23 protein-coding genes and 1 riboswitch are annotated in these 22,561 nt (G+C 71.7%); of the genes, 15 read left to right on the top strand and 8 right to left on the bottom strand.

The features are described 5' to 3' along the window. Nucleotides 1–8: 8 nt before the first annotated feature. The 5 genes from chvE to Cch01nite_RS00425 all read left to right on the top strand — a co-directional run bounded on the left by chvE (nucleotide 9) and on the right by Cch01nite_RS00425 (nucleotide 6,099). Entirely contained in the window at nucleotides 9–1,157 is a 1,149-nt protein-coding gene (gene chvE / locus Cch01nite_RS00445; RefSeq protein WP_275407145.1) for a multiple monosaccharide ABC transporter substrate-binding protein, read from the top strand. A 113-nt stretch (nucleotides 1,158–1,270) separates the two neighbouring features. Then, nucleotides 1,271–2,788 carry a multiple monosaccharide ABC transporter ATP-binding protein gene (gene mmsA, locus Cch01nite_RS00440; protein WP_373309759.1) on the top strand — a complete coding sequence of 506 codons (1,518 nt, stop codon included), beginning with the start codon at nucleotides 1,271–1,273 and terminating at the stop codon, nucleotides 2,786–2,788. After that, nucleotides 2,785–3,966, top strand: coding sequence for a multiple monosaccharide ABC transporter permease (gene mmsB, locus Cch01nite_RS00435; RefSeq protein WP_203747202.1), 1,182 nt, complete (start codon nucleotides 2,785–2,787; stop codon nucleotides 3,964–3,966). Before mmsA ends, mmsB begins: the two co-directional genes overlap by 4 nt. Nucleotides 3,967–4,057: 91 nt before the next feature. Then, a complete protein-coding gene (locus tag Cch01nite_RS00430; RefSeq protein WP_203747199.1) occupies nucleotides 4,058–5,254 on the top strand; it encodes an ROK family transcriptional regulator in 1,197 nt (398 codons plus the stop codon). A gap of 62 nt (nucleotides 5,255–5,316) precedes the next feature. Beyond that, nucleotides 5,317–6,099 (top strand): ATP-binding cassette domain-containing protein, encoded by a 783-nt coding sequence (locus Cch01nite_RS00425; protein ID WP_203747196.1) that lies wholly within the window; start codon nucleotides 5,317–5,319, stop codon nucleotides 6,097–6,099. A 58-nt stretch (nucleotides 6,100–6,157) separates the two neighbouring features. Here the strand turns inward: Cch01nite_RS00425 and Cch01nite_RS00420 are convergent, their stop codons facing one another. The 3 genes from Cch01nite_RS00420 to Cch01nite_RS00410 all read right to left on the bottom strand — a co-directional run bounded on the left by Cch01nite_RS00420 (nucleotide 6,158) and on the right by Cch01nite_RS00410 (nucleotide 8,562). After that, the gene (locus Cch01nite_RS00420; protein WP_203747194.1) at nucleotides 6,158–6,628 is read right to left on the bottom strand and encodes an SRPBCC family protein; all 471 of its coding nucleotides are present in this window, start codon (nucleotides 6,626–6,628) and stop codon (nucleotides 6,158–6,160) included. Continuing rightward, nucleotides 6,625–7,029 (bottom strand): ArsR/SmtB family transcription factor, encoded by a 405-nt coding sequence (locus Cch01nite_RS00415; RefSeq protein WP_203747192.1) that lies wholly within the window; start codon nucleotides 7,027–7,029, stop codon nucleotides 6,625–6,627. The genes Cch01nite_RS00420 and Cch01nite_RS00415 overlap by 4 nt, the downstream gene beginning before the upstream one ends. A 156-nt stretch (nucleotides 7,030–7,185) precedes the next feature. Next, complete coding sequence (locus tag Cch01nite_RS00410) at nucleotides 7,186–8,562, bottom strand: extracellular catalytic domain type 1 short-chain-length polyhydroxyalkanoate depolymerase (RefSeq protein WP_203747190.1); 1,377 nt, start codon at nucleotides 8,560–8,562, stop codon at nucleotides 7,186–7,188. Nucleotides 8,563–8,747: 185 nt separating this feature from the next. Here Cch01nite_RS00410 and Cch01nite_RS00405 point away from each other — a divergent pair, with 185 nt between their 5' ends. After that, nucleotides 8,748–9,818: a winged helix DNA-binding domain-containing protein gene (locus Cch01nite_RS00405; RefSeq protein ID WP_203747188.1), complete on the top strand. Its 1,071-nt coding sequence runs from the start codon at nucleotides 8,748–8,750 to the stop codon at nucleotides 9,816–9,818. 86 nt (nucleotides 9,819–9,904) lie between these two features. Here Cch01nite_RS00405 and purU read toward each other — a convergent pair whose 3' ends face one another. Further along, entirely contained in the window at nucleotides 9,905–10,819 is a 915-nt protein-coding gene (purU, locus tag Cch01nite_RS00400; protein ID WP_239069688.1) for a formyltetrahydrofolate deformylase, read from the bottom strand. Here purU and Cch01nite_RS00395 point away from each other — a divergent pair. After that, nucleotides 10,818–11,315 (top strand): GNAT family N-acetyltransferase, encoded by a 498-nt coding sequence (locus tag Cch01nite_RS00395; RefSeq protein WP_203747183.1) that lies wholly within the window; start codon nucleotides 10,818–10,820, stop codon nucleotides 11,313–11,315. The two genes, purU and Cch01nite_RS00395, sit on opposite strands and share 2 nt — an antisense overlap. Before the next feature lie 66 nt (nucleotides 11,316–11,381). Here the strand turns inward: Cch01nite_RS00395 and Cch01nite_RS00390 are convergent, their stop codons facing one another. Then, nucleotides 11,382–11,918: a hypothetical protein gene (locus Cch01nite_RS00390; protein ID WP_203747180.1), complete on the bottom strand. Its 537-nt coding sequence runs from the start codon at nucleotides 11,916–11,918 to the stop codon at nucleotides 11,382–11,384. A gap of 245 nt (nucleotides 11,919–12,163) precedes the next feature. After that, nucleotides 12,164–13,072 carry a DMT family transporter gene (locus tag Cch01nite_RS00385; RefSeq protein WP_203747178.1) on the bottom strand — a complete coding sequence of 303 codons (909 nt, stop codon included), beginning with the start codon at nucleotides 13,070–13,072 and terminating at the stop codon, nucleotides 12,164–12,166. Between Cch01nite_RS00385 and Cch01nite_RS00380 the strand changes: the two genes are divergently transcribed. The 6 genes from Cch01nite_RS00380 to Cch01nite_RS00355 all read left to right on the top strand — a co-directional run bounded on the left by Cch01nite_RS00380 (nucleotide 13,071) and on the right by Cch01nite_RS00355 (nucleotide 19,256). Then, nucleotides 13,071–13,628: a MarR family winged helix-turn-helix transcriptional regulator gene (locus tag Cch01nite_RS00380; protein ID WP_203747176.1), complete on the top strand. Its 558-nt coding sequence runs from the start codon at nucleotides 13,071–13,073 to the stop codon at nucleotides 13,626–13,628. The genes Cch01nite_RS00385 and Cch01nite_RS00380 overlap by 2 nt on opposite strands. Nucleotides 13,629–13,729: 101 nt before the next feature. Beyond that, on the top strand, nucleotides 13,730–15,982 hold the full coding sequence (locus Cch01nite_RS00375) for a carbon starvation CstA family protein (RefSeq protein WP_203747174.1): 2,253 nt from the start codon (nucleotides 13,730–13,732) through the stop codon (nucleotides 15,980–15,982). Further along, nucleotides 15,979–16,221, top strand: coding sequence for a YbdD/YjiX family protein (locus Cch01nite_RS00370; protein WP_203747172.1), 243 nt, complete (start codon nucleotides 15,979–15,981; stop codon nucleotides 16,219–16,221). Before Cch01nite_RS00375 ends, Cch01nite_RS00370 begins: the two co-directional genes overlap by 4 nt. Before the next feature lie 81 nt (nucleotides 16,222–16,302). Continuing rightward, a riboswitch (ZMP/ZTP riboswitch) is annotated at nucleotides 16,303–16,389 on the top strand. A gap of 89 nt (nucleotides 16,390–16,478) precedes the next feature. Continuing rightward, nucleotides 16,479–17,768, top strand: a complete 1,290-nt coding sequence (gene glyA / locus Cch01nite_RS00365; RefSeq protein WP_203747170.1) for a serine hydroxymethyltransferase — start codon at nucleotides 16,479–16,481, stop codon at nucleotides 17,766–17,768. Next, complete coding sequence (locus Cch01nite_RS00360) at nucleotides 17,768–18,649, top strand: bifunctional methylenetetrahydrofolate dehydrogenase/methenyltetrahydrofolate cyclohydrolase (RefSeq protein ID WP_203747168.1); 882 nt, start codon at nucleotides 17,768–17,770, stop codon at nucleotides 18,647–18,649. Before glyA ends, Cch01nite_RS00360 begins: the two co-directional genes overlap by 1 nt. Nucleotides 18,650–18,773: 124 nt before the next feature. Continuing rightward, complete coding sequence (locus tag Cch01nite_RS00355) at nucleotides 18,774–19,256, top strand: VOC family protein (RefSeq protein ID WP_203747166.1); 483 nt, start codon at nucleotides 18,774–18,776, stop codon at nucleotides 19,254–19,256. A gap of 28 nt (nucleotides 19,257–19,284) precedes the next feature. Here the strand turns inward: Cch01nite_RS00355 and Cch01nite_RS00350 are convergent, their stop codons facing one another. Continuing rightward, a complete protein-coding gene (locus Cch01nite_RS00350) occupies nucleotides 19,285–19,653 on the bottom strand; it encodes a VOC family protein (protein WP_203747163.1) in 369 nt (122 codons plus the stop codon). A gap of 49 nt (nucleotides 19,654–19,702) precedes the next feature. Here Cch01nite_RS00350 and Cch01nite_RS00345 point away from each other — a divergent pair, with 49 nt between their 5' ends. Then, nucleotides 19,703–20,515 carry an exodeoxyribonuclease III gene (locus Cch01nite_RS00345; protein ID WP_239069686.1) on the top strand — a complete coding sequence of 271 codons (813 nt, stop codon included), beginning with the start codon at nucleotides 19,703–19,705 and terminating at the stop codon, nucleotides 20,513–20,515. Between the two features lie 7 nt (nucleotides 20,516–20,522). On the opposite strand, the gene Cch01nite_RS00340 is transcribed toward Cch01nite_RS00345, so the two are convergent. Continuing rightward, on the bottom strand, nucleotides 20,523–21,905 hold the full coding sequence (locus Cch01nite_RS00340) for an MFS transporter (RefSeq protein WP_203747159.1): 1,383 nt from the start codon (nucleotides 21,903–21,905) through the stop codon (nucleotides 20,523–20,525). Between the two features lie 89 nt (nucleotides 21,906–21,994). On the opposite strand from Cch01nite_RS00340, the gene Cch01nite_RS00335 reads away from it, so the two are divergent. Then, complete coding sequence (locus Cch01nite_RS00335) at nucleotides 21,995–22,543, top strand: ArsR/SmtB family transcription factor (RefSeq protein WP_203747157.1); 549 nt, start codon at nucleotides 21,995–21,997, stop codon at nucleotides 22,541–22,543. The last annotated feature ends 18 nt before the right edge of the window (nucleotides 22,544–22,561 follow it).

Raw genomic sequence — 22,561 nt, 5'->3', positions numbered from 1 at the left:
CACAGCACATGCGACGGATCACTTTCGCGGCGATGGGTGCGGTTGTCGCACTCGGTCTCACCGCGTGCTCGGGTGGCGGCGCCGGCAGCACGGACGACACCACGGGCGCGGCCTCCGGCGACAAGGGCGACATCACGGTCGGCGTCGCGATGCCGACGCAGACCTCCGAGCGCTGGATCGCTGACGGCAAGGCCGTCAAGGAGGGCCTGGAGAAGGCCGGCTACAAGGTCGACCTGCAGTACGCGGGCGACGACATCCCGACCCAGCAGCAGCAGATCGACCAGATGATCACCAAGGGCGAGAAGCTCCTGATCATCGCCTCGATCGACGGCACGGCGCTCGCCAACCAGCTGCAGGCCGCCGCCGACGCGAAGATCCCGGTCATCGCGTACGACCGCCTCATCCGCGACAGCGAGAACGTCGACTTCTACGTCACGTTCGACAACTACAAGGTCGGCGTGCAGCAGGCCACCTCGCTGCTCACGGGCCTCGGCGTCCTCAAGGCGGACGGCACCCCCGGCGACAAGAAGGGCCCGTTCAACGTCGAGCTCTTCGCCGGCTCGCTGGACGACAACAACGCGCACTTCTTCTACAAGGGCGCGATGGACACGCTGCAGCCGTACATCAACGACGGCACGCTCGTCGTGAAGTCCGGCCAGACGGACATCGAGCAGGTCGCCACGCTGCGCTGGCTGCAGGAGACGGCGCAGAAGCGCATGGAGGACCTCCTCACGTCGACCTACTCCGACGGCTCCAAGGTCAACGGCGTCCTGTCCCCGTACGACGGCCTGTCGCGCGGCATCCTCACGGCCCTGCAGAACGCCGGCTACGGCCCCGGCATCGCCGACGGCATGCCCGTCGTCACCGGTCAGGACGCCGAGATCGCCTCGGTCAAGCTGATCAACGACGGCGTGCAGTGGTCGACGATCTTCAAGGACACCCGCAAGCTCGCCGACCAGTCCGTCAAGACGGCTGAGGCGTTCCTCTCGGGCGGCACGCCCGAGGCCAACGACACCGAGTCGTACGACAACGGTGTCAAGGTCGTCCCGTCGTACCTGCTGAGCTCGGACATCGTGGGCAAGGACGAGATCCAGCCCCTGCTGATCGACTCCGGCTACTGGACGGCCGACGAGGTCGCCAGCGGCCAGGCCGGCTGACCTCTCAGCTCCGACCGCCGACCGGCCGGCACCCCGTGTGCCGGCCGGTCGGCCCCGGTCCGGTCCATCGCAAGGAAGGACGGTGAGGTCGCGTGGCTGACCCCATTCTCGAGATGCAGTCCATCACCAAGACGTTCCCCGGTGTGAAGGCACTCCAGGACGTCTCCCTCTCGGTCGAGCGTGGCGAGATCCACGCGATCTGCGGAGAGAACGGCGCCGGAAAGTCGACGCTGATGAAGGTCCTGTCCGGCGTCTACCCGCACGGCGACTACGAGGGCACGATCCTCCTCGACGGTGCCGAGGTGCAGTTCGGGTCGATCAACGACTCCGAGGCGCAGGGCGTCGTGATCATCCACCAGGAGCTCGCGCTGGTGCCGTACCTGTCGGTCGCGGAGAACATCTTCCTCGGCAACGAGCGGGTCAAGCGCGGGCTCATCGACTGGAACCAGGCGAACGCGGCGGCCGCAGCATTGCTGGCCCGCGTCGGCCTGAACGAGCTCCCGGTCACCCCCGTCGGACAGCTCGGCGTCGGCAAGCAGCAGCTCGTCGAGATCGCCAAGGCGCTGTCCAAGGAGGTCCGGCTCCTCATCCTCGACGAGCCGACCGCCGCACTGAACGACAACGACTCCGAGCACCTGCTCGGCCTCCTGCGCCAGCTCCAGCAGCAGGGGATCACCTGCATCATGATCTCCCACAAGCTCAACGAGATCGCGGAGATCGCCGACAACACCACGATCATCCGCGACGGCCGCACGATCGAGACCCTCGACATGAAGGCCGACGGCGTCACGCAGGAGCGGATCATCCGCGGCATGGTCGGCCGTGACCTCGGCCACCGCTTCCCGCCCCACGAGCCGAACATCGGCGACGAGGTGCTGCGGATCGAGGACTGGACGGTGCACCACCCGACGGACCCGGACCGCGTCGTCGTCGACGGCGCGAGCCTCAACGTCCGCGCCGGCGAGATCGTCGGGCTGGCCGGGCTCATGGGCGCCGGGCGCACCGAGCTCGCGATGTCGCTCTTCGGCCGCACGTACGGCAGCCACACCACCGGCCGGGTGTACCTGCGGGGCAACGAGATCAGGACGCGCACGGTGGCGGAGGCCATCCAGCACGGCATCGCCTACGCCACCGAGGACCGCAAGAAGTACGGCCTCAACCTCATCGAGGACATCCGGAACAACATCACCGCGGCGAGCCTCAAGAAGGTGTCGCGGCTGGGCTGGGTGAACGCCAACGAGGAGACCAAGGTCGCCGAGGGCTTCCGTCAGAGCATGAACATCAAGGCGCCCACCGTGGCGGCGCTCGCGGGCAAGCTCTCCGGCGGCAACCAGCAGAAGGTCGTGCTGAGCAAGTGGCTCTTCACGGACCCCGAGGTCCTCATCCTCGACGAGCCGACCCGCGGCATCGACGTGGGCGCGAAGTACGAGATCTACACGCTGATCAACAAGCTCGCGGAGCAGGGGAAGGCGGTCCTCGTCATCTCGTCCGAGCTGCCCGAGCTGCTCGGCATCTGCAACCGCATCTACACGCTCTCGGCGGGCCGGGTCACCGGTGTGCTGCCGCGTGAGCAGGCCACTCAGGAGAACCTGATGCAGCTCATGACCAAGGAAAGGGACCAGGTTCGATGACTGCCGTAGCAGGGTTCAAGGACCTCTTCACGAGGAACCTGCGCCAGAGCGGGATCTTCATCGCGTTCGTGGCCATCGTCGGGCTGTTCACCATCCTGACGGACGGCACGCTGCTGAGCCCCGGCAACGTGACCAACATCGTCCTGCAGTACTCGTACATCCTGATCCTCGCGATCGGCATGCTGATCGTCATCGTCGGCGGCCACATCGACCTCTCCGTCGGGTCGGTCGTCGCCCTGACGGGGGCCGTCTCGGCCGTGCTGGTCATCAAGAACGGCCAGCCGTGGTGGGTCGGCGTCCTCGCCGCCCTCGCCGTCGGCCTCGTCGTCGGGTGCTGGCAGGGCTTCTGGGTCGCGTACGTCGGGATCCCGGCGTTCATCGTGACGCTGGCGGGCATGCTGCTGTTCCGCGGCATGACCTACCAGGTGCTCGACAACGTCTCGCTGTCGCCGTTCCCGCACGAGTACCAGAAGATCGCCGGCGGGTTCCTCAACGGGTTCCTCGGCGGCCAGGGCATCGACGTCTTCACGCTCGTCATCGCGGCGGTCGCCGTGGTCGGCTACGTCGTCAGCCAGTTCCGTCAGCGCGCCGGTCGCGTCAAGTACCAGCAGGTCGTCGAGTCCATGCCGATCTTCCTCACGAAGCTCGTGCTGGTCGCGGTCGTCGTCATGGCCTTCGCCTACCAGCTGGCCCGCTCGCGCGGCCTGCCGATCGTGCTGATCATCCTCGGCGTCCTGATCATGGTGTACACGGTCGTCACGACGAAGACGGTCTTCGGCCGCCACGTCTACGCGATCGGTGGCAACCTGTCCGCCGCACAGCTGTCCGGCGTGAAGGTGCAGAAGGTCAACTTCTGGATCTTCGTCAACATGGGCTTCCTCGCGGCTGTCGCCGGCGCGGTGTACTCGTCGCGGTCCAACAGCGCGCAGCCCGGTGCGGGCAACATGTTCGAGCTCGACGCGATCGCCGCCTGCTTCATCGGTGGCGCGTCCACCACGGGTGGTGTCGGTCGGGTGACCGGTGCCGTCGTCGGTGGTCTGATCATGGGCGTCATGAGCAACGGCATGCAGCTCATGGGCGTCGACCAGTCGGTCCAGCAGATGGTCAAGGGCCTCGTCCTGCTGCTCGCGGTCGCGTTCGACATCTACAACAAGCGGCGGGCCGGCGCGGCTCGCTGAGGTTCGACATTCGCCCACGACCAGGGAGCCAACCTGGCGTGGGCGGATGCCGTGCCGGTCTAGGCTCGCGGCCGTGGGAGGACGGGTAGCCATGTCAGGCTCGCAGTCCTCCCTGCGCGAGGCCAACCGGGCCCTCATCGTCGAGACGGTGCACCGGCACGGCGGGCTCACCCAGGTGGAGCTCGCCGGGGCCACCGGCCTGTCGGCCGCCACCGTGTCGACGATCGTCAAGGAGCTCCTCGCTGCGGGTGTCGTCGACACCCGCAGCACCACCCGCAGCGGGCGGCGTGCCCAGATGGTCACGCTCGCCCGCCGCGTGGGTCTGGCGGTCGGGATCCACATCGGGCACCGGCACCTGCGCATCGCGCTCGGCGACGTGACGCACGAGGTCGTCGCCGAGCAGACCCTGCCGCTGCCGCACGAGCACCGGGTGGACACGAGCCTGGACCGGGCGGCGCTGCTCATCGCCGACCTGCTGGAGCGGGTCGGCTCGTCGCTCGACGAGGTGGTCGGCATCGGCATCGGGGTGCCGGCGCCCGTCGACGCCGCGACGGGGATGATCTCCGTGCGCGGCATCATGCGTGGCTGGGACGAGGTGCACATCGCGCACGTCCTGTCGAAGCGGCTCGCCCGGCCGGTGTTCGTGGACAACGACGCGAACCTCGGTGCGCTGGCGGAGAGCGCGCTCGGCGCGTCCCGCGGGTACCGCGACTCCGTGTACGTCCGCGCGTCGTACGGGACGGGTGCGGGCATCGTGCTCGGCGGCCAGCTGCACCGCGGCTTCGCGGGCACCGCGGGCGAGATCGGGCACGTCCAGGTCGACCCGCAGGGTGATATCTGCCGGTGCGGGAGCCGCGGCTGCCTCGACACCGTGGTCGGCGCGCAGGCGCTGCTGGAGCCGCTGCGGGCCAGCCACGGGACGATGGCGCTGCGCGACGTGATCCAGCGGGCCCTGGACGGCGACCCGGGCTGCGCCCGGGTGATCGCGGACGCGGGGGCGTCGATCGGGGCGGTCGTCGCGGGGCTGGCCATGGCGGTGAACCCGCAGTGCGTCGTGGTCGGCGGCGAGCTTGCCGAGACCGGCGAGATGCTGCTCGGGCCGTTGCGGGAGGCGATCCGGCACCGGGTGCTGCTCAACCAGATCGCCCCCCTCGAGGTGCTTCCCGCCGAGCTCGGCCACCGCGCCGAGGTGGTCGGCGCGATCGAGCTGGTGCTGCAGTCGACGGACTTCGTCCTCCGTTCGGACGAACCGGTGCGCGCGATGGCGGAGGCGGTGGGGGACGATTGACGTCCACGGACAGCGAGGTTTCACTGCAGGGACCACGTGCCCAACGAGGAGCAGGTGAGGACATGAGCGCGAGCCCACGCGTGCCGCTGCTGTCGCTCCGGCAGATCAGCAAGCGGTTCGGAGCCGTCGAGGCGCTCGTCGGCGTGGACGTCGACGTGCACGCGCACGAGGTCGTCGCGCTCGTCGGCGACAACGGTGCGGGCAAGTCGACGCTCGCGAAGGTGATCTCCGGCGTGCTCGTGCCCGACTCGGGGATCATCGAGATCGACGGCGAGGAGCAGACGATCCCGTCGCCGTCGGCGGCGCACGCGCTCGGCATCGCGACGGTGTTCCAGGACCTCGCCCTGGCCGGCAACCTCGACGTGACGTCCAACATCTTCCTGGGCCGTGAGCTGACGGACGGCATGCTGCTGGACGACGGCAAGATGGAGCAGATGGCCCGGCAGATCCTGCGCGACCTGACGCTGCGCATCCCGTCGGTCCGCACCCCGCTCGCCGAGCTGTCGGCGGGCCAGCGGCAGGCCGTCGCGATCGCCCGCACGCTCATCGGCTCGCCCCGGATCGTCGTGCTCGACGAGCCCACCGCGGCGCTGTCCGTCGCGCAGACCGCCGAGGTCCTCACGTACATCGAGCGCCTGCGGGACCTGGGCCTCGGCGTGATCCTCATCAGCCACAACATGAACGACGTCCGGGCGGTGTCCGACAAGATCGTCGTGCTGCGGCACGGGCGCAACAACGGGTCGTTCGACGCGGCGACCGCGAGCTACGAGTCGATCCTCGCGGCGATCACGGGGGCGACGACGTTGTCCGAGAGCCTGATGCGGCACACGGCCGCGATGCGCTGACGCGCACGACGAGGGGCCCCGACGTCGGTCGGGGCCCCTCGTCGTCGCGCCGGGGCCGTCAGGCTACGAGCGCGTCGAGCCGCTCGTAGCCCTGCGTGAGGCCCTGGTCCATGCCGCTCGCCACCATGCCGTCCCGCGCCTCCAGCGTCGGGTACGTCGAGTGGATGCGGACCCGGCTGCGGCCCCCGCCGAGGTCCTCGAACGCGATGGACTCGATCGCGACGACGTCCGGGTAGCCGCCGAACTCGAACGTCTGGATCGCGAACTCGTTCTCGCGGACCACGTGGAAGACGCCGTTGAACTCGTAGCCCTGCCCGTCGGGGGCGGTGTGGACGTAGCGCCACGAGCCGCCCGACGTGAAGTCCCACTCCTTGATGTCCATCGCGAGGTCGCGCGGGCCCATCCACTGCCGGACGAGGTCGGGCTGCGCGTGGGCCTGGAAGACCGCCGCCACCGGGGCGTCGAACTCGCGCGTGATGTCGATGAACGGCACGCCCTCGGGCGCGTCGATCGTCACGGGGTTGCTCATGGTCGTGCCTCCTGGTCTGAGTGCTTGTGGTCCTGCTCCTGCTCCTGCTGGTGGCCCGTCGTGGCGCCCGCCTGGGCGGCGAGGACCGCGTCGAGCGCCCGGAAGCTCTGCTCGTGGATCAGCCGGTACCGGTCGATCCACGCGGTGAGGGCCTCCAGGGTGGCGGCGTCGAGGTGCACCGGCCGGCGCTGCGCATCGCGCGTCCGGGTCACCAGGCCCGCGTGCTCGAGCACCTGGATGTGCTTCGAGACGGCCTGCTTGGTGATGTCGAACGGTTCGGCGAGCTCGTTGACCGTGGCGGGGCCGCGGCTGAGGCGGGCGACGATCCGACGCCGCACCGGGTCGGCCAGGGCGAGGAAGGCCCGGTCGAGCCGGTCGTCCGACAGGGGGTCGACCACCATCGTCTCCAACCGTTCTATTGATCAACCGATCGATTGACTACAACTCTGCGCGCACCCCGCGACGGTGTCAAGAGGGCGGCACGACACAGGCCGGGCCGCACGGTCACCCCCCGCCGAGGGTGGCCGTGCGGCCCGGTGTGCGCGGTCGCCGCTGCGTCAGCCGACCGTGCAGGCCCCGCCGTTGAGCGTGAACGACGAGGGTGCTGTGTTGGTGCCGTTGTGCGACCCGTTGAACCCGATCTGGGTGCTGCCGCCGGCCGGCAGCGAGCCGTTCCAGGCCTCGTTCGTCAGGGTCACCGCGGACCCGGACTGGCTGGCCTTGGCCGACCAGGCCTGGGTGATGGTCTGCCCCGACGGGAACGTGAACTTCAGGCTCCAGCCGTTGATCGCGGACGACGAGGTGTTCTTGATCGTGACGTTCGCGGTGAAGCCGGTGTTCCACTGGTTGACGCCGTAGATGACCTGGCAGCCCCCCGGCACACCGGTGAAGGTCGGGGTCGGGGTCGGCGTCGTGGGCGTGGGCGTCGGGGTGGTTGGCGTCGGCGTAGGGGTCGGCGTCGGGGTCGGCGTCGTCGAGTCGAGCCCGAAGAAGTGGATCACCGCCTTCGCGTCGACGGTCAGGCTGTGCGACGCGCCCTGCAGGCTGTTCGCCTCGAGCGCCGCCTGGTCGCCTGTGCTGCTGCCGTAGCGGGTCCGCGTGGTGCTGCCGCTGACGACGGTCGACGACGGGGTCGCGCTGACGCCGAGCACGTTCGTCCACTGCTCGATGGCCTCGCCGAAGTTGTTGTAGCTCAGCGTCGTGTCGTTCGTGCCGTGCCAGAGCTGCACGCGCGGACGGGCCCCGGAGTAGCCCGGGTAGACGCCGCGAGCCAGGTCGCCCCACTGCTGCGCCGTCTTGTTGAGCGTGCCGTTGGCGCAGTCGCTGTTCCAGCCCGCCTGGTTGTTCGCGCCCGGGGCCGCACCGCCGGTGGAGAAGCACGTCGCCGGGACGCCGGCCCACGCCGAGCCGGCGGCGAACACGTCGGGGTAGTCGGCGAGCAGCAGCTCGGTCGTCATCGCGCCCGAGGACAGGCCGGTGATGAACACCTTGCTCGTGTCCGTCGTGTAGTGCTGCTGCACGTACCGGACCATCTGCACGATGCTGGCGGGGTCGCTCTGCCCGCTGTGGCTCAGGGCCTGGGTCGACGACACGTCGAAGCACGCGCCCGGGCGGGACGCCGAGGGGTAGATGACGATGTAGCCGTACTGGTTGGCGAGCTCGTCGAACTGCGTGCCGTTGTAGTACGCCGAGGTCGACCCGGTGCAGTAGTGCACCGCGACGACGATGCCCGGGTTCGCCGCCAGCTTGTCCGGCACGTAGGTGTACATCTGCAGGCCGCCGGGGTTGCTGCCGAAGTTCGTGATCTGCGTGAGCGAGGCGGCCTGTGCGACGGGGGCGGTGGCGAGCGCGGCCGCGCCGAGGCCGAGAGCCCCGGTGGCGAGCGCGGCGGCGGCCGCGAGGCTGCGCCGCCAGGGGGAGCGGGATGGTGCCATGGTGTCCTCCTTGACCCCAGGTTCGGCGCGGGCCGGTGACGGCCTCTGGCCCGAAACTTTCGATATCGATTCAGGAACTCTCGGAGCATCCCTACCGGCGCCGAGCGCGGTCAAGGACCCGCGGGACGGCGAAAGGTTTCGCCTCCGCCGACGACCACGTCGGTGCCCGTCCGTAGGCTCACGGCATGGACGCGTCGGAGGTCGCCCACCGCCGCCTGGCCAACCAGCGCCTGTCCGGCCCGCCGCTGCCCGACCCGGTCGCCGTGGTCCGGCACCTCGGAGCCGTGCAGGCGCAGGAGTACGCCATGGCGAAGTGGTCGCTCGCCCAGCGCAGCGCCGGTGACGACGCCGCCCTGCAGCGTGTTGTCGACGACGGCGCCGTCATCCGCACGCACGCCCTGCGCCCCACCTGGCACTTCGTCGTCCCCGAGGACCTGCGCTGGGTCCAGGCGCTCACCGCCCCGCGCGTCAGGGCGTTCAACCGCTACTACGAGCGCCAGACGGGGATCGACGACGACGAGGCGACGCGAGCGACCGCGGCGATGGCGCACGCGTTGCGCGGAGGGAACCACCTCACCCGTGCGGAGGTCGCCGCGGCGCTCGCGACCGCCGGCATCGAGGCGTCGGGCGTGCGCCTGGCGTACCTGACGATGCGGGCGGAGCTCGACGTCGTCGTCGTCAACGGGGTGCGGCGCGGGAAGCAGCACACCTACGCGCTCGCGGACGAGCGCGTCCCCGACGGGCTCGGTCTCGTCGGCGACGACGCCCTGGTCGAGCTCGTGCGCCGGTTCGTCGCGAGCCACGGGCCCGTGACCGTGAAGGACGCCGCGTGGTGGTCCAGCCTCACGCTCACGCAGGTCCGCCACGCTCTGCGGCTGCTCGGCACGGAGGTCGCGTCGGAGGTTGTCGGCGGGCTCGAGTACTGGTTCGTGCCCGCGCCCGCGCCGGTCCCCGAGCCGTCGCCGACGGTCCACGTCCTGCAGGGGTACGACGAGTACACCGTCGCGTACACCGAGGGCCGGGTCGTGACCAACATCGCCGGCCGGGTGATCGTCCCCGAGAACACCAATCAGGTGATCCAGCCGCTCGTGCTCGACAGCCAGGTGATCGGGTGGTGGCGGCGCGTCGCCGAGCGCGACCGGATCGTCGCCGAGCCGCACCTCGCCGTCGACCTGACCCCCGCGCAGGACTCCGCGATGCGGGCGGCGTTCGACAGGTACTCCACGTTCGCGGGCCTGCCGATCGTGGTCGAGTGACGGCACCGGCTCGACCCCGCTGCCAGTGTCCGGGGTGGGCTCCTGGGCGGCGGGCGGCGGGCGGTGAGCCGCCGCTCACGGACGCGTCAGCGGAAGACGATCGTGCGGTGCCCGTCGAGCAGCACCCGGTGCTCCGCGTGCCAGCGCACCGCGCGCGCCAGCGCCCGCCGCTCGACGTCCTGCCCGAGCGCCACGAGGTCCTCGACGGCCCGGGTGTGGTCGACGCGCTCGACGTCCTGCTCGATGATCGGGCCCTCGTCGAGGTCGCCCGTGACGTAGTGCGCGGTCGCGCCGATGAGCTTGACGCCCCGGTCGTGCGCCTGCGCGTACGGCCGGGCGCCCTTGAACGACGGCAGGAACGAGTGGTGGATGTTGATCACCCGGCCGGCCAGCGTGCGGCACAGGTCGTCCGACAGGATCTGCATGTAGCGCGCGAGGACGACGAGCTCCACGTCGAGCTCGTCGACGAGCTCGAGCAGCCGGGCCTCGGCCTGCGCCTTCGTCGCGCTCGTGACCGGCACGTGGTGGAACGGGATGCCGTAGAAGTCGGCGAGCGGCTCGAGCGCCGTGTGGTTCGACACGACCGCGACGAGATCGACCGGAAGGTTCTCGGAGCGCTGCCGGAACGCGAGGTCGTTGAGGCAGTGCGCCGCCGTCGAGCCCATCACCAGCGTCCGCACCGGCCGGCCGTGCACGTCGAGGTTCCACGTCATCGCGAAGTCGCGCGCCACCTCGGACATCGCGGCCTCGAGCACCTCGCGCGGCGCGTACGCCGTGACCTGCACCCGCATGAAGAACAGCCCCGAGAGGGGGTCGCCGAACTGCTGCGACTCGGTGATGTTCCCGCCGTGGTCCGCGAGCAGCCCCGCGACGGCGCGGACGATACCGGGACGGTCCGGGCACGACAGGGTCAGCACCCAGTGGGTCGCCACATCTGCACTCTGAGACACGAGACCCGAGAGTAGTGCGCCCGCGCGGACGGCTGACACGATGGGCCGCATGACGCAGGACGACCTCACCATCCGCAGTGTCACCCACGACGAGGCGGGCGAGCTCCTCACCCTGCGCCGCGCGGCGTTCGTCACGGAGGCGCAGCAGTACGGCGACCCGAACATCCCGCCGCTCACGCAGACGCTCGACGAGCTCCGCGCCGACCTCGACGCCGACGGCGTCATCACCCTCGGGGCCTGGAGCGGGCACCGGATGATCGGCTCGATCCGCGTCCTCGTGGAGGGCACCAAGGCGACCCTCGGACGGTTCGCGGTCGCCCCCGACCTGCAGGGCCGCGGCGTCGGCACCCGGCTGCTCATGGCGATCCTGCCGTACCTGCCGGACGGCATCGAGGAGGTCTGGGTGTTCACCGGCCGCGACTCGCTGCAGAACCTCGCGCTCTACGAGAAGCACGGTTACGAGTACGAGCACGACCGGACGGCCGGGGACCTGACGTACGCGTACCTGCGCAAGATGCTCGGTGACGACGACCGCGCGGACGCCTGACGTCGCCGTCGGTCCGGACGTGACGCGCCGGGCGGGGTGGTCGTCACCCCGCCCGGCGCGTGCGGCTCAGCCTCGGCGCGCGGATCGCGACCGGTAGTACTCCGACGACGCGGGGCGCCACAGGAGCACGAGGATGACGACCGCCAGGGCGACCGACAGCAGGTTGAGGATGATCGCCGGACCGGCCGAGCTCACCAGGCTGTAGAGCGTGCTGACGACGTTCAGGCCGCCGAAGACGGTGGCGACGATGCGGGCCCACGAACGGCCGGCGTTGTTCGCCGCGGCCATCCACAGCCACAGTCCGACGCCGACGAGACCGACGACGGTCGCGACCGTCAGGGCGATCGTCACGGCGGTGTCGAGCTCGCTCGCGCTGAGCGACGGCGTGGCCGTGGCGACCGTGTCCCGCAGCGAGCTCTTCGTGGCCCAGGCGACGACGATGCCGACGAGGCTGAGGGCGGCACCGGCGTACATGAGCTGCACGGCGCGCGTCACGGACGCGGGGCGCTCGACGACGGGGCCGACCTCCTGGGGTGCGGCGTACGTCGGCGCGACGGGCATCGCGGACGGCGGGCCGCTCGGCGGCTGGTCGGGGTAGGTCATGACGATCTCCTCGTGGCGCGGGTCCGTGCTGGACGGTGGCACCAGGACGCTATCGGTTGTGCGGCTGCGACCTGCCGGGTTTTCCCCATCTGACCGGGACGCGCCGGGTCACCGCCCGGGGTGCGGGGAAGGGCGGCCCGGACGTCGGTGCGCGTGAAGCCGTCGCCGACGAACAGGAGCGGCTCGTCGGTCGCGGTCGCGAGGGGTGCTGCTGCGGCGCGCCTGCAGACGTCTACCCTCGCCGGTCAGACCGGCGTCACGACGGGGACGGCGGCCCGGCGCGCACGGCGCCGGGCGAGGGTGCGGTCGACCGTCGGCTGGCCGAGCAGGACGCCCGTGAGCACGACGAGCGCGCCGGCGACCTGCAGCCCGGACAGGTGCTCGCCCGCGACGGCGACGCCCAGCAGCACGCCCGTGACGGGGTTGAGCAGCCCGACGAGGCCGACGGTGCCCGCCGGGAGGTGACGCAGGCCGGTGTACCAGGCGAGGTAGGCGACGGCGGTGGCGACGAGCGACACGTAGGCGAAGCCGAGCAGCGCGCGGCCGTCGAGCGCCGGCGGGCCGCCCTCGACGACGAGCGCGACGGGCACCAGCACCAGGCCGCCGGCGAGGAGCTGCCAGGCGGTCGACGAGACCACGTCGACGCCGTCGCTCCAGCGTGCCGCGAGCACGAAGCCGACGCTGGCCATCGCCATCGCGCTCACCGACGCGAGCAGCCCGAGGGGGTCGATCGCGCCGCCCCCGGTGAGCACGGTCGCGGCGACGCCGACCACGCCGAGCCCCGCGCCGACCGCCGCGAGCGGGCGTGGCCGCTGGGCCAGCAGGGCCCAGGCGACCAGCATCATCACGACGGGCGAGGTCGCCATGACGGTCGACGCGATGCTCGTCGGCAGCAGCTGGGCGGCGACGTAGACGAGCGCGAAGAACGCGCCCATCGTCAGGGTGCCGAGCACGAGCGAGCGCCACCACCACGCGCCGCGGGGGAGGCGGCGGGAGACGGCGAGCAGGACGAGGCCGGCGGGCACCGCGCGCAGCACCGCGCCCCAGAGGGCCGCGTCGGCGGGCAGCGCGTGCCGGGTCACCCAGTACGTCGTGCCCCAGGTGATCGGGGCGACCGCCGTGACGAGCGACCAGCGGGCCGAGGTGTCTTCCATGGAAGACAATCTATCTTCCAAGGAAGGTATCGTCGACCCCGTGACCGACGACCGCCCCGACCGGCTCGACCTCATCCAGCGCGCCTGGCGCACCGAGCGCCCCGACCTCGACGTCCGCCCCCAGGGCGTCATCGGGCGCCTGCACCGCGTCGCCGGGCACCTCACGACGGAGCTCACCGCGGTCTACCAGCAGCACGGGCTCGGTGAGGGAGACTTCGACGTCCTGGCCACGCTGCGCCGCGCGGGCGCGCCCTACGAGCGCACGCCGACCGACCTCGCCGCCAACACGCTCGTCACCTCCGGAGCGATGACCAAGCGCGTCGACCGGCTCGAGCGCGCCGGGCTCGTCACGCGGCGGCCGAGCGACGTCGACGGGCGGGGCCGGGTCGTCGCCCTCAGCGCACGCGGCAAGGACGTCATCGACGCCGCGTTCACCGACCACATGGCCAACGAGCGCCGACTGCTCGACGCCCTCGACGCCGACGAGGCGGACCAGCTCGAACGGCTCCTCAAGCGGTGGCTCGCCGTGTTCGAGGAGCCGTCGACACGCGACTGAGGCTCGGCGTCGCCCCTCGGCGGCTCATCGTGCCCGGTTGCGCGCCGATCGCCCGCGCGTAGCCTGACCTGCGATTCGTCGACGACGCCGCAGGGGGCAGCATGGTCGCGCAGTCGGACATCGAGCTCGTCCGGACGGACCCGGACCTGCCACCGGTCGGCGTCGTGGAACGCGGCCCGACGACGCCGTCCCGCAAGGTCGTGCTGGTCGTCGTCGCCGTGGTCGGCGCGGTCGCGTGGTCGGTCCTCGCGCTCGTGCGCGGCGAGCACGTCAACGCCGTCTGGTTCGTGTTCGCCGCGGTCTGCACCTACGTCATCGCGTACCGCTTCTACGCACGGCTCGTCGAGGCGAAGATCGCCCGCCCGCGCGACGCGCGCGCCACACCCGCCGAGCAGCTCGACAACGCCAAGGACTTCATGCCGACCGACCGGCGGGTCCTGTACGGGCACCACTTCGCGGCGATCGCCGGGGCCGGGCCGCTGGTCGGACCCGTGCTCGCCGCGCAGATGGGCTACCTGCCCGGCACCGTGTGGATCATCGTCGGCTGCGTGCTCGGCGGCGCCGTGCAGGACTACCTCGTGCTCGCGCTGTCCGTGCGGCGGCGCGGTCGCAGCGTCGGGCAGATGGCCCGCGACGAGCTCGGCCGGGTCGGCGGCGTCGCGGCGCTGATCGCGGTGTTCGTCATCATGATCATCCTCATCGCCGTCCTCGCCCTCGTCGTCGTCAACGCGCTCGCGCAGAGCCCGTGGGGTGTGTTCTCGCTCGCGATGACGATCCCGATCGCGCTGTTCATGGGCGTCTACCTGCGGGTCCTGCGGCCCGGCCGGGTCTCGGAGGTCACGCTGATCGGCGTCGGGCTGCTGCTCCTCGCGATCGTCGCCGGCGGCTGGGTCGCCGAGACCGGCTGGGGGCAGGACTGGTTCACCCTCAGCCCCGTCGCGCTCGCCTGGTGGCTCGCCGCCTACGGGTTCGCCGCCTCCGTGCTGCCCGTCTGGCTGCTGCTCGCGCCCCGCGACTACCTGTCGACGTTCATGAAGGTCGGCACGATCGTGCTGCTGGCCGTCGGGATCCTCGTCGCGCGGCCCGAGGTGCAGGCGCCCGCGGTGTCGCAGTTCGCGCTGCGGGGCGACGGCCCGGTGTTCGCCGGTGCGCTGTTCCCGTTTCTGTTCATCACCATCGCGTGCGGCGCGCTGTCCGGGTTCCACTCGCTCATCGCGTCCGGGACGACGCCGAAGATGCTCCAGAAGGAGAGCCAGGCCAAGCTCATCGGCTACGGCGGGATGATGATGGAGTCGTTCGTCGCCGTGATGGCCCTGGTCACCGCCGTCGTCATCGACCAGCACCTCTACTTCGCCATCAACGCGCCCGCCGGGGCGACGGGCGGGACCGCCGAGACGGCCGCCGCGTACGTCAACGGCCTCGGGCTGAGCGGCACGCCGATCACCGCGGGGGAGATCCAGCAGGCGGCGGCCGCGGTCGGCGAGGAGTCCGTCGTCTCGCGGACCGGTGGCGCGCCGACGCTCGCGCTCGGCATGTCGCAGGTGCTCAGCAGCGTGCTCGGCGGCTCCGGCCTGGCCGCGTTCTGGTACCACTTCGCGATCATGTTCGAGGCGCTGTTCATCCTCACGACCGTCGACGCCGGCACGCGCGTCGCCCGGTTCATGCTCTCCGACTCCCTCGGCAACCTCCCCGGCCCGGCCCGCCGGTTCCGTGACCCGTCGTGGCGCGTCGGCGCCTGGGTGTGCGCGCTCGTCGTCGTCGTCCTGTGGGGAGCGATCCTGCTCATGGGCGTCACCGACCCGCTCGGCGGCATCAACACGCTGTTCCCGCTGTTCGGCATCGCGAACCAGCTGCTCGCCGCCGTCGCCCTCACGGTCGTCACGGTCGTCGTCGTGAAGAAGCGGCTGTACCGCTGGGTGTGGATCCCCGCGCTGCCGCTGGTCTGGGACCTCGCCGTCACGATGACCGCGTCGTACCAGAAGGTCTTCTCCGCCGAGCCGCGCATCGGGTACTGGGCGCAGCACCGGGCGTTCCAGGACGCCCGAGCCGCCGGCGAGCAGTCGTTCGGGGTCGCCAAGACGCCCGCCGAGATGGACGCCGTCATCCGGAACACCGCGGTGCAGGGGACGCTGTCGATCGTCTTCGCCGGGCTCGTGCTCGTCGTCGTGGCCGCCGCGCTCGTCGTCGTCGTGCGCTCGGTGCGTGCGGGCGGCATGCCCACCACCGAGGAGCCCGACGAGCCGTCGCGCCTGTTCGCACCCAGCGGGATGATCCCGACGGCCGCGGAACGGGAGGTCCAGGCCCAGTGGGACGCCCGGGCCGGGGACCGCGTCGGGAGCGGAGCCGGGACGTGAGCGCGCGCGACGTCGTCGAGGTCGGTGCCCGCGGCGCCGCCGGGGTCGGGCGCGCGCTGGTCCGCACCGTCGCGGGCGTGCGGTGGTACACCGCGACGCTCCTCGGCGACCGCGACTACGCGCGCTACGTCGAGCACCTGGCCCGCGTGCATCCCGGTGCGGACCCGGTGTCCGAGCGGGAGTACTGGCGCGTGCGGCACGCCGAGCAGGACGCCCACCCGGGGGCGCGCTGCTGCTGACCGGCCCCGGCCCCGGCGTCGGGCGGGCATCCGCCCGGCCCGCGGAATCGTGCGTCCGGTGCCCGCGCGGGCTTGGTAGCCTGTCCGGGTCGCGACTGGCGCAGAGGTGGGGAACCACCGGGGAGCGACGCAGCAGCAGACTTCGGGTCGGACGCCTGGGCCCACGGTCACCACACCGCTGGTGTGCGTGCCCGTCCGTGTGCCGGGGACGACCACCCGCTTCGACAAGCCGTCCGCTGATGCCCTGAGGAGTGTCCATGAGCGCCGACAACACCCCGATCCTCGACCAGAACATCTCCGAGCTCGACCCGGAGATCGCCGCCGTCCTCGACGGCGAGCTCGCCCGCCAGCAGGGCACGCTCGAGATGATCGCCTCCGAGAACTTCGTCCCGCGCGCGGTCCTGCAGGCGCAGGGCTCCGTGCTCACCAACAAGTACGCCGAGGGCTACCCGGGCCGCCGGTACTACGGCGGCTGCGAGCAGGTCGACGTCGCGGAGAACATCGCGATCGCCCGCGCCAAGGCCCTGTTCGGCGCCGAGCACGCGAACGTCCAGCCGCACTCGGGCGCCACGGCCAACGCCGCCGTGCTGCACGCCCTCATCAACGCGGGCGACAAGATCCTCGGCCTCGAGCTGGCGCACGGCGGCCACCTCACGCACGGCATGCGGATCAACTTCTCCGGCAAGCTCTACGACGTCGCGTCGTACGGCGTGGACCCGCAGACGTTCCTCGTCGAGCCCGAGGCCGTCCGCAAGGCCGCGCTCGAGCACCGCCCCGACGTGATCATCGGCGGCTGGTCCGCCTACCCGCGGCACCTCGACTTCGAGGCGTTCCGGTCCATCGCCGACGAGGTCGGCGCGAAGCTCTGGGTCGACATGGCGCACTTCGCGGGCCTCGTCGCCGCGGGCCTGCACCCGTCGCCCGTGCCGCACTCCGACGTCGTCTCGTCGACCGTGCACAAGACCATCGGCGGCCCCCGCTCGGGCTTCATCCTGAGCAAGGAGGAGTACGCCAAGAAGATCGACTCCGCCGTGTTCCCGGGCCAGCAGGGCGGCCCGCTCATGCACGTGATCGCCGCGAAGGCCGTCGCGTTCAAGGTCGCCGGCACGGACGACTTCAAGGACCGCCAGCAGCGCACGCTCGACGGCGCGCGGATCATCGCGGACCGCCTCAACGCGCCCGACGTCGCCGCGGCGGGCGTCTCGGTGCTCACCGGCGGCACGGACGTGCACCTCGTGCTCGTCGACCTGCGGCACTCGGACCTCGACGGCCAGCAGGCCGAGGACCTCCTGCACACCGCCGGCATCACCGTGAACCGCAACGCCGTCCCGTTCGACCCGCGCCCCCCGCGCGTCACGTCCGGCCTGCGGATCGGCACGCCCGCGCTCGCGACCCGCGGCTTCGGGGACGCCGAGTTCACCGAGGTGGCCGACATCATCGCGAACGCGCTGGTCAACGGTGCGGCGACGGACGTCGAGGCCCTCAAGGCCCGGGTCGCCAAGCTCACCGAGGCGTTCCCGCTGTACGGCGACCTGAAGCAGTACTGATGACGGCTCAGATCCTCGACGGCACCGCGACCGCGGCCCGGATCAAGGGCGAGCTCACCGAACGGGTCGCGGCGCTCGCGGCCCGCGGCATCGTGCCCGGCCTGGGCACGCTGCTCGTCGGCGACGACCCCGGCTCGCGCTGGTACGTCGCCGGCAAGCACAAGGACTGCGCCGAGGTCGGCATCGCCTCCATCCGGGAGGACCTGCCGGAGACCGCGACGCAGGAGGAGATCGAGGCCGCGGTGCGCCGGCTGAACGAGGACCCGGCGTGCACCGGGTTCATCGTGCAGCTGCCGCTGCCGAAGGGCATCGACACCAACCGTGTGCTCGAGCTCGTCGACCCCGACAAGGACGCCGACGGCCTGCACCCGACGAACCTCGGGCGCCTCGTCCTGCGGGTCAACGAGCCCGTCACGTCGCCGCTGCCGTGCACCCCGCGCGGCATCATCGACCTGCTGCTGCGGCACGACGTCGACCTGCGCGGCGCGGACGTCGTGGTGGTCGGGCGGGGCGTCACCGTGGGCCGGTCGATCGGGCTGCTGCTCACGCAGCGCGCGATCAACGCGACCGTGACGCTCACGCACACCGGCACGGCGGACCTCGCCGAGCACACCCGGAACGCGGACGTGATCATCGCGGCCGCGGGCGTGCCCGGGATCATCACGGCGGACATCGTCAAGCCCGGTGCCGTGGTCGTCGACGTGGGCGTGTCCCGCGCGATCGACCCCGAGACCGGCAAGAGCCGCGTGGTCGGCGACGTCGACCCCGCCGTGCGCGAGATCGCGTCGTGGGTGTCGCCCAACCCGGGCGGCGTCGGGCCGATGACGCGCGCGATGCTGCTGAGCAACGTGGTCGACACGGCGGAGCGCCTGTCCGCCTGAGCCCTTCCTGCACGACGGCCGCCCCGGGACCCTTCCGGGGCGGCCGTTCGTCGTCCGGCTGGGTCGGGCATCTGGTGGGAGCCTGGACCTGACCGCAGCGCAGCGCATCGTGAAGGGGATCGTCATGGGCAGGATCCACACGCACCTCTGGTTCGCCGACAAGGCCGAGGAGGCCGCCGAGCTCTACGTGTCGCTCATCCCGAACTCGTCGATCACGTCGGTCGTCAAGGCGCCGCCCGGCGTGCCCGACGTCCCCGAGGGCGCCGTGTTCGTCGTCGAGCTGCTGCTCGACGACCACCAGGTCACGCTGCTCAACGCCGGACCGACGTTCCAGCTCGACGAGGCGTTCTCGTTCGTCCTCGACTGCGCGGACCAGGCCGAGATCGACCGGTACTGGGACGCGCTCGTCGAGGGCGGCGGCGAGCACTCCCAGTGCGGCTGGCTCAAGGACCGGTTCGGGGTGTCCTGGCAGGTGGTGCCCGCAGGGTTCAACGACATGCTGGGCGACGACGCCGACCCTGCCGCCCGGGCGCGGGCGATGGCGGCGGTGCTGACGATGACCAAGCTCGACGTCGCCGCGATCGAGGCGGCGTTCGAGGGCCGGTGACCTACCCGGTGCGACCGTCCCGCCGCCGTCAGCGCGCCGTCACCCTGACGTAGTGCCCGTCGGGGTCGAGGAGGCGCAGGTCGCGCAGGCCCCACGGCTGGTCCGCCGCGTCGGCCTCCAGCCGGAACCCCGCCCCGACGATGCGGGCGCGCTCGGCGTCGAGGTCGTCGACGTCCAGCACGATCTCGACGCCCGTCGGCGGGCGCCGCAGCGCGTCCGGGGCGACGGCGTCCCGGCGGGCGGCACCGAGCAGCACGGCGTCCCGTCGGAGCGCGACGTACGGGACGGCTGCGGTCCGCTCGTCGCGTTCCAGCGTGAAGCCGAGCGCGCGGGTCCAGAAGTCGACCGTGCGGTCGAGGTCGGCGGGGAAGAGCTCCAGGCGCAGTGTGACGGGCACGCCACGGATGCTAGGCCTGCCTGTCGGTGAGGTGGGGTTGGATGGTCCGGTGCTGACCATCGCGAGCGTCAACGTCAACGGCATCCGGGCCGCGTACAAGCGGGGCATGGGGGAGTGGCTGGAGGCACGTCGGCCCGACGTGCTGCTGCTGCAGGAGGTCCGGGCGACCGACGAGATCCTCGCCGACCACCTGTCCACCGACGAGTGGCACCTCGCGCACGAGGCCAGCGAGACCAAGGGCCGGGCCGGCGTCGCGATCGCGTCGCGGCTGCCGATGGACGCCGTCCGGATCGGCCTGCGGACGGGCGTGACCGGCGACTCGGGCCGGTGGGTCGAGGCGGACCTCGCGCTGCCCGGGCACGACGGCGCACCGGCGCGGACGCTCACGGTCGTGTCGACGTACCTGCACTCCGGGACGGTCGGGACGCCGTCGATGGACGAGAAGTACGCGTTCCTCGACCACGTCACGTCCCGGATGGCCGACATCGCGGAGCAGGGCGGGTTCGCCGTCGTCGCGGGCGACGTGAACATCGCGCACCGCGAGGTCGACATCAAGAACTGGAAGGGCAACCTCAAGGCCGCGGGCTTCCTGCCGCGCGAGCGTGCCTACCTGGACCGGTGGTTCGACGACCTCGGCTGGCACGACCTGGGCCGTGAGCTCGGCGGCGAGGGGCCCGGCCCGTTCACGTGGTGGTCGTGGCGGGGGCAGGCGTTCGACAACGACGCGGGGTGGCGGATCGACTACCAGCTCGCGACGCCGGACCTCGCCGACGCGGCGGTCAGCGCGACGGTCGACCGGGCGGACACGTACGCCGCACGGTTCTCCGACCACGCGCCCGTGGTGGTCGAGTACGACCTCTGACCGCCGGTCAGCCGACGGGCGGCTCACCCGTCGTCCCGGCCGGGCCACCGGGAGCGGTGTGCGGGTGCGGCGTGCCCTCGAGCACGGCGTCGTCCTGCGTCTCGGCGGCGGGGTCTGCCGGGTCGTCGTGGGACGGCACGGGCAGGACACGCATGCCCAGCAGCGGGGACAGCACGACGGGGAGCGCGGCGACGAGCATGCCGATCGCGCCCACCCACAGGGTCGGGACGACACCGGCCTGCGCGCCGAGCCAGCCTCCCAGGAGGCCGCCGAGAGGCATGGTGCCCCAGACGATGAACCGCACGGACGCGTTCATCCGGCCGAGGAGGGCCGGCGGGCACAGCCGCTGCCGGAAGCTCACCTGGGCGACGTTGTAGACGACCACGGCGAAGTAGAACGTCACGCCGCTGGCGATGAGCAGCACCTGCGGGTCGATCGACGTCGACGCCGAGAGCGGGATCAGCGCGTACGTCGGGAAGCAGAGCAGCGCGGCGAGCGGGATGATCCGGCCCTCGCCGACCCAGCGGGCCAACCGGTCCGCGACGACGGCGCCGACGAGCCCGCCGATCGCCGAGGCCGACAGGACGGTGCCCCAGGCGGCTGTCGAGAGGTCCAGCGTGCGCAGGACGTAGATCGCCGTGACGGCGGTCGCGCTCGAGTTGAAGAGGTTCGACAGCGACGTGCACGCGACGATCCGGCGCAGCAGCGGCTGGTGGACGACGAACGACAGGCCCTCGGCGATCTCGGTCTTCAGCGGCCGGCGCGACTCCGGGGCGGGCGGCGTCTCCTCGTGCCGGATGCGCCCGACGGCGAACGCGGACACCAGGTAGGTCACCACGTTGATCCCGATGAGCGCGGGGGCGGTCACGACGCGGAGCAGCACGCCGCCGAGCGCGGGGGCGGCGATCTGCGCGACGGACTGGGTGGCCTGCAGCTTGGAGTTGCCCTCGACGATGTGGTCGAGGCCGACGAGTCCCGGGACGTAGCTCTGGTGCGCGACGTCGAAGAACACGCTCGCGGCGCTGATGACGAGGCCCGCCACGATGAGCAGCCACATCGAGGCGTGGCCGGTGACCGCCGCCGCGACGACGACCGCGAGCACGGCGGCGCGGACGAGGTCGGACGTGATCAGCACCCGGCGCTTGCGCATCCGGTCGACCCACGCGCCCGCGGGCAGGCCGATGACGAGGAACGCGGCGGTCTCCGCAGCCGTGAGGGCGCCCATCTGCCACTCGGTCGCGGCGAGGTGCTGCACGGCGTACACGGGCAGTGCGAGACCGGTGAGCTGGGCACCGAGCTGGCCGAACGCGTCGCCGGTCCACAGGCGGCGGAAGTCGGCGTGGTGGATCAGCGACCGGTGGGTCGTGGCGGGGGGCGTCGTGGTGCTCACGCCTCCAGGATGGGGGAACTGATTGGGGAAAGTCAATCAGTGAGAACCGTCTGATTGAGAAACATCAATCAGTGAGGGATGATCATGGCATGCCCGCCGAGCCCACCGCCGCTGAGCCCACCGCCGCTGAGCGCGACGCCGACGCCCGGGCCCTCGCGTCCACCCTGCGCATCCGCATCCTGCGGCTCTGCCTCGACGAGGCCCTCACCAACCGGGAGATCGCGGACCGCCTCGGCAAGAACCCCGCGACCGTCCTGCACCACGTCCGCACCCTCGTCGACCGGGGGTTCCTCGTCGCCGAGCCCGTCCGCCGCGGGGCGCGCGGCTCGCGTGAGGTCCCCTACCGTGCGACCGGCAAGTCGTGGCGCACCCCCGGCGGTGCGGGACGCACCCGGGTCCTGGTCGACGCGTTCCTCGAGGAGTTCGCCCTGGTGCCGGACCCCGACGAGGCGCAGATGGCCCGACTGGGCCTGCGCCTGGACGAGGCCGGATACCGGGAGCTGTCGGAGCGGGTGCAGGCGGTGCTCGAGGACTTCGCCGCCCGCCCGGCCACCCAGGGTGGCACGCCGTACTCGGTCTTCTACGTGCTGCACGAGGACGTGACCCGGCGACGCGGCGACGCGACGCCGGCCGGCTGACGCGGCCGGTCGCCGGTC

The sequence above is a fragment of the Cellulomonas chitinilytica genome (genome assembly GCF_016862675.1).
Classification (GTDB): domain Bacteria; phylum Actinomycetota; class Actinomycetes; order Actinomycetales; family Cellulomonadaceae; genus Cellulomonas; species Cellulomonas chitinilytica.
The sequence above is the reverse complement of the archived record's forward strand: the minus strand, read 5'-3'. Positions and strand labels throughout refer to the sequence as shown.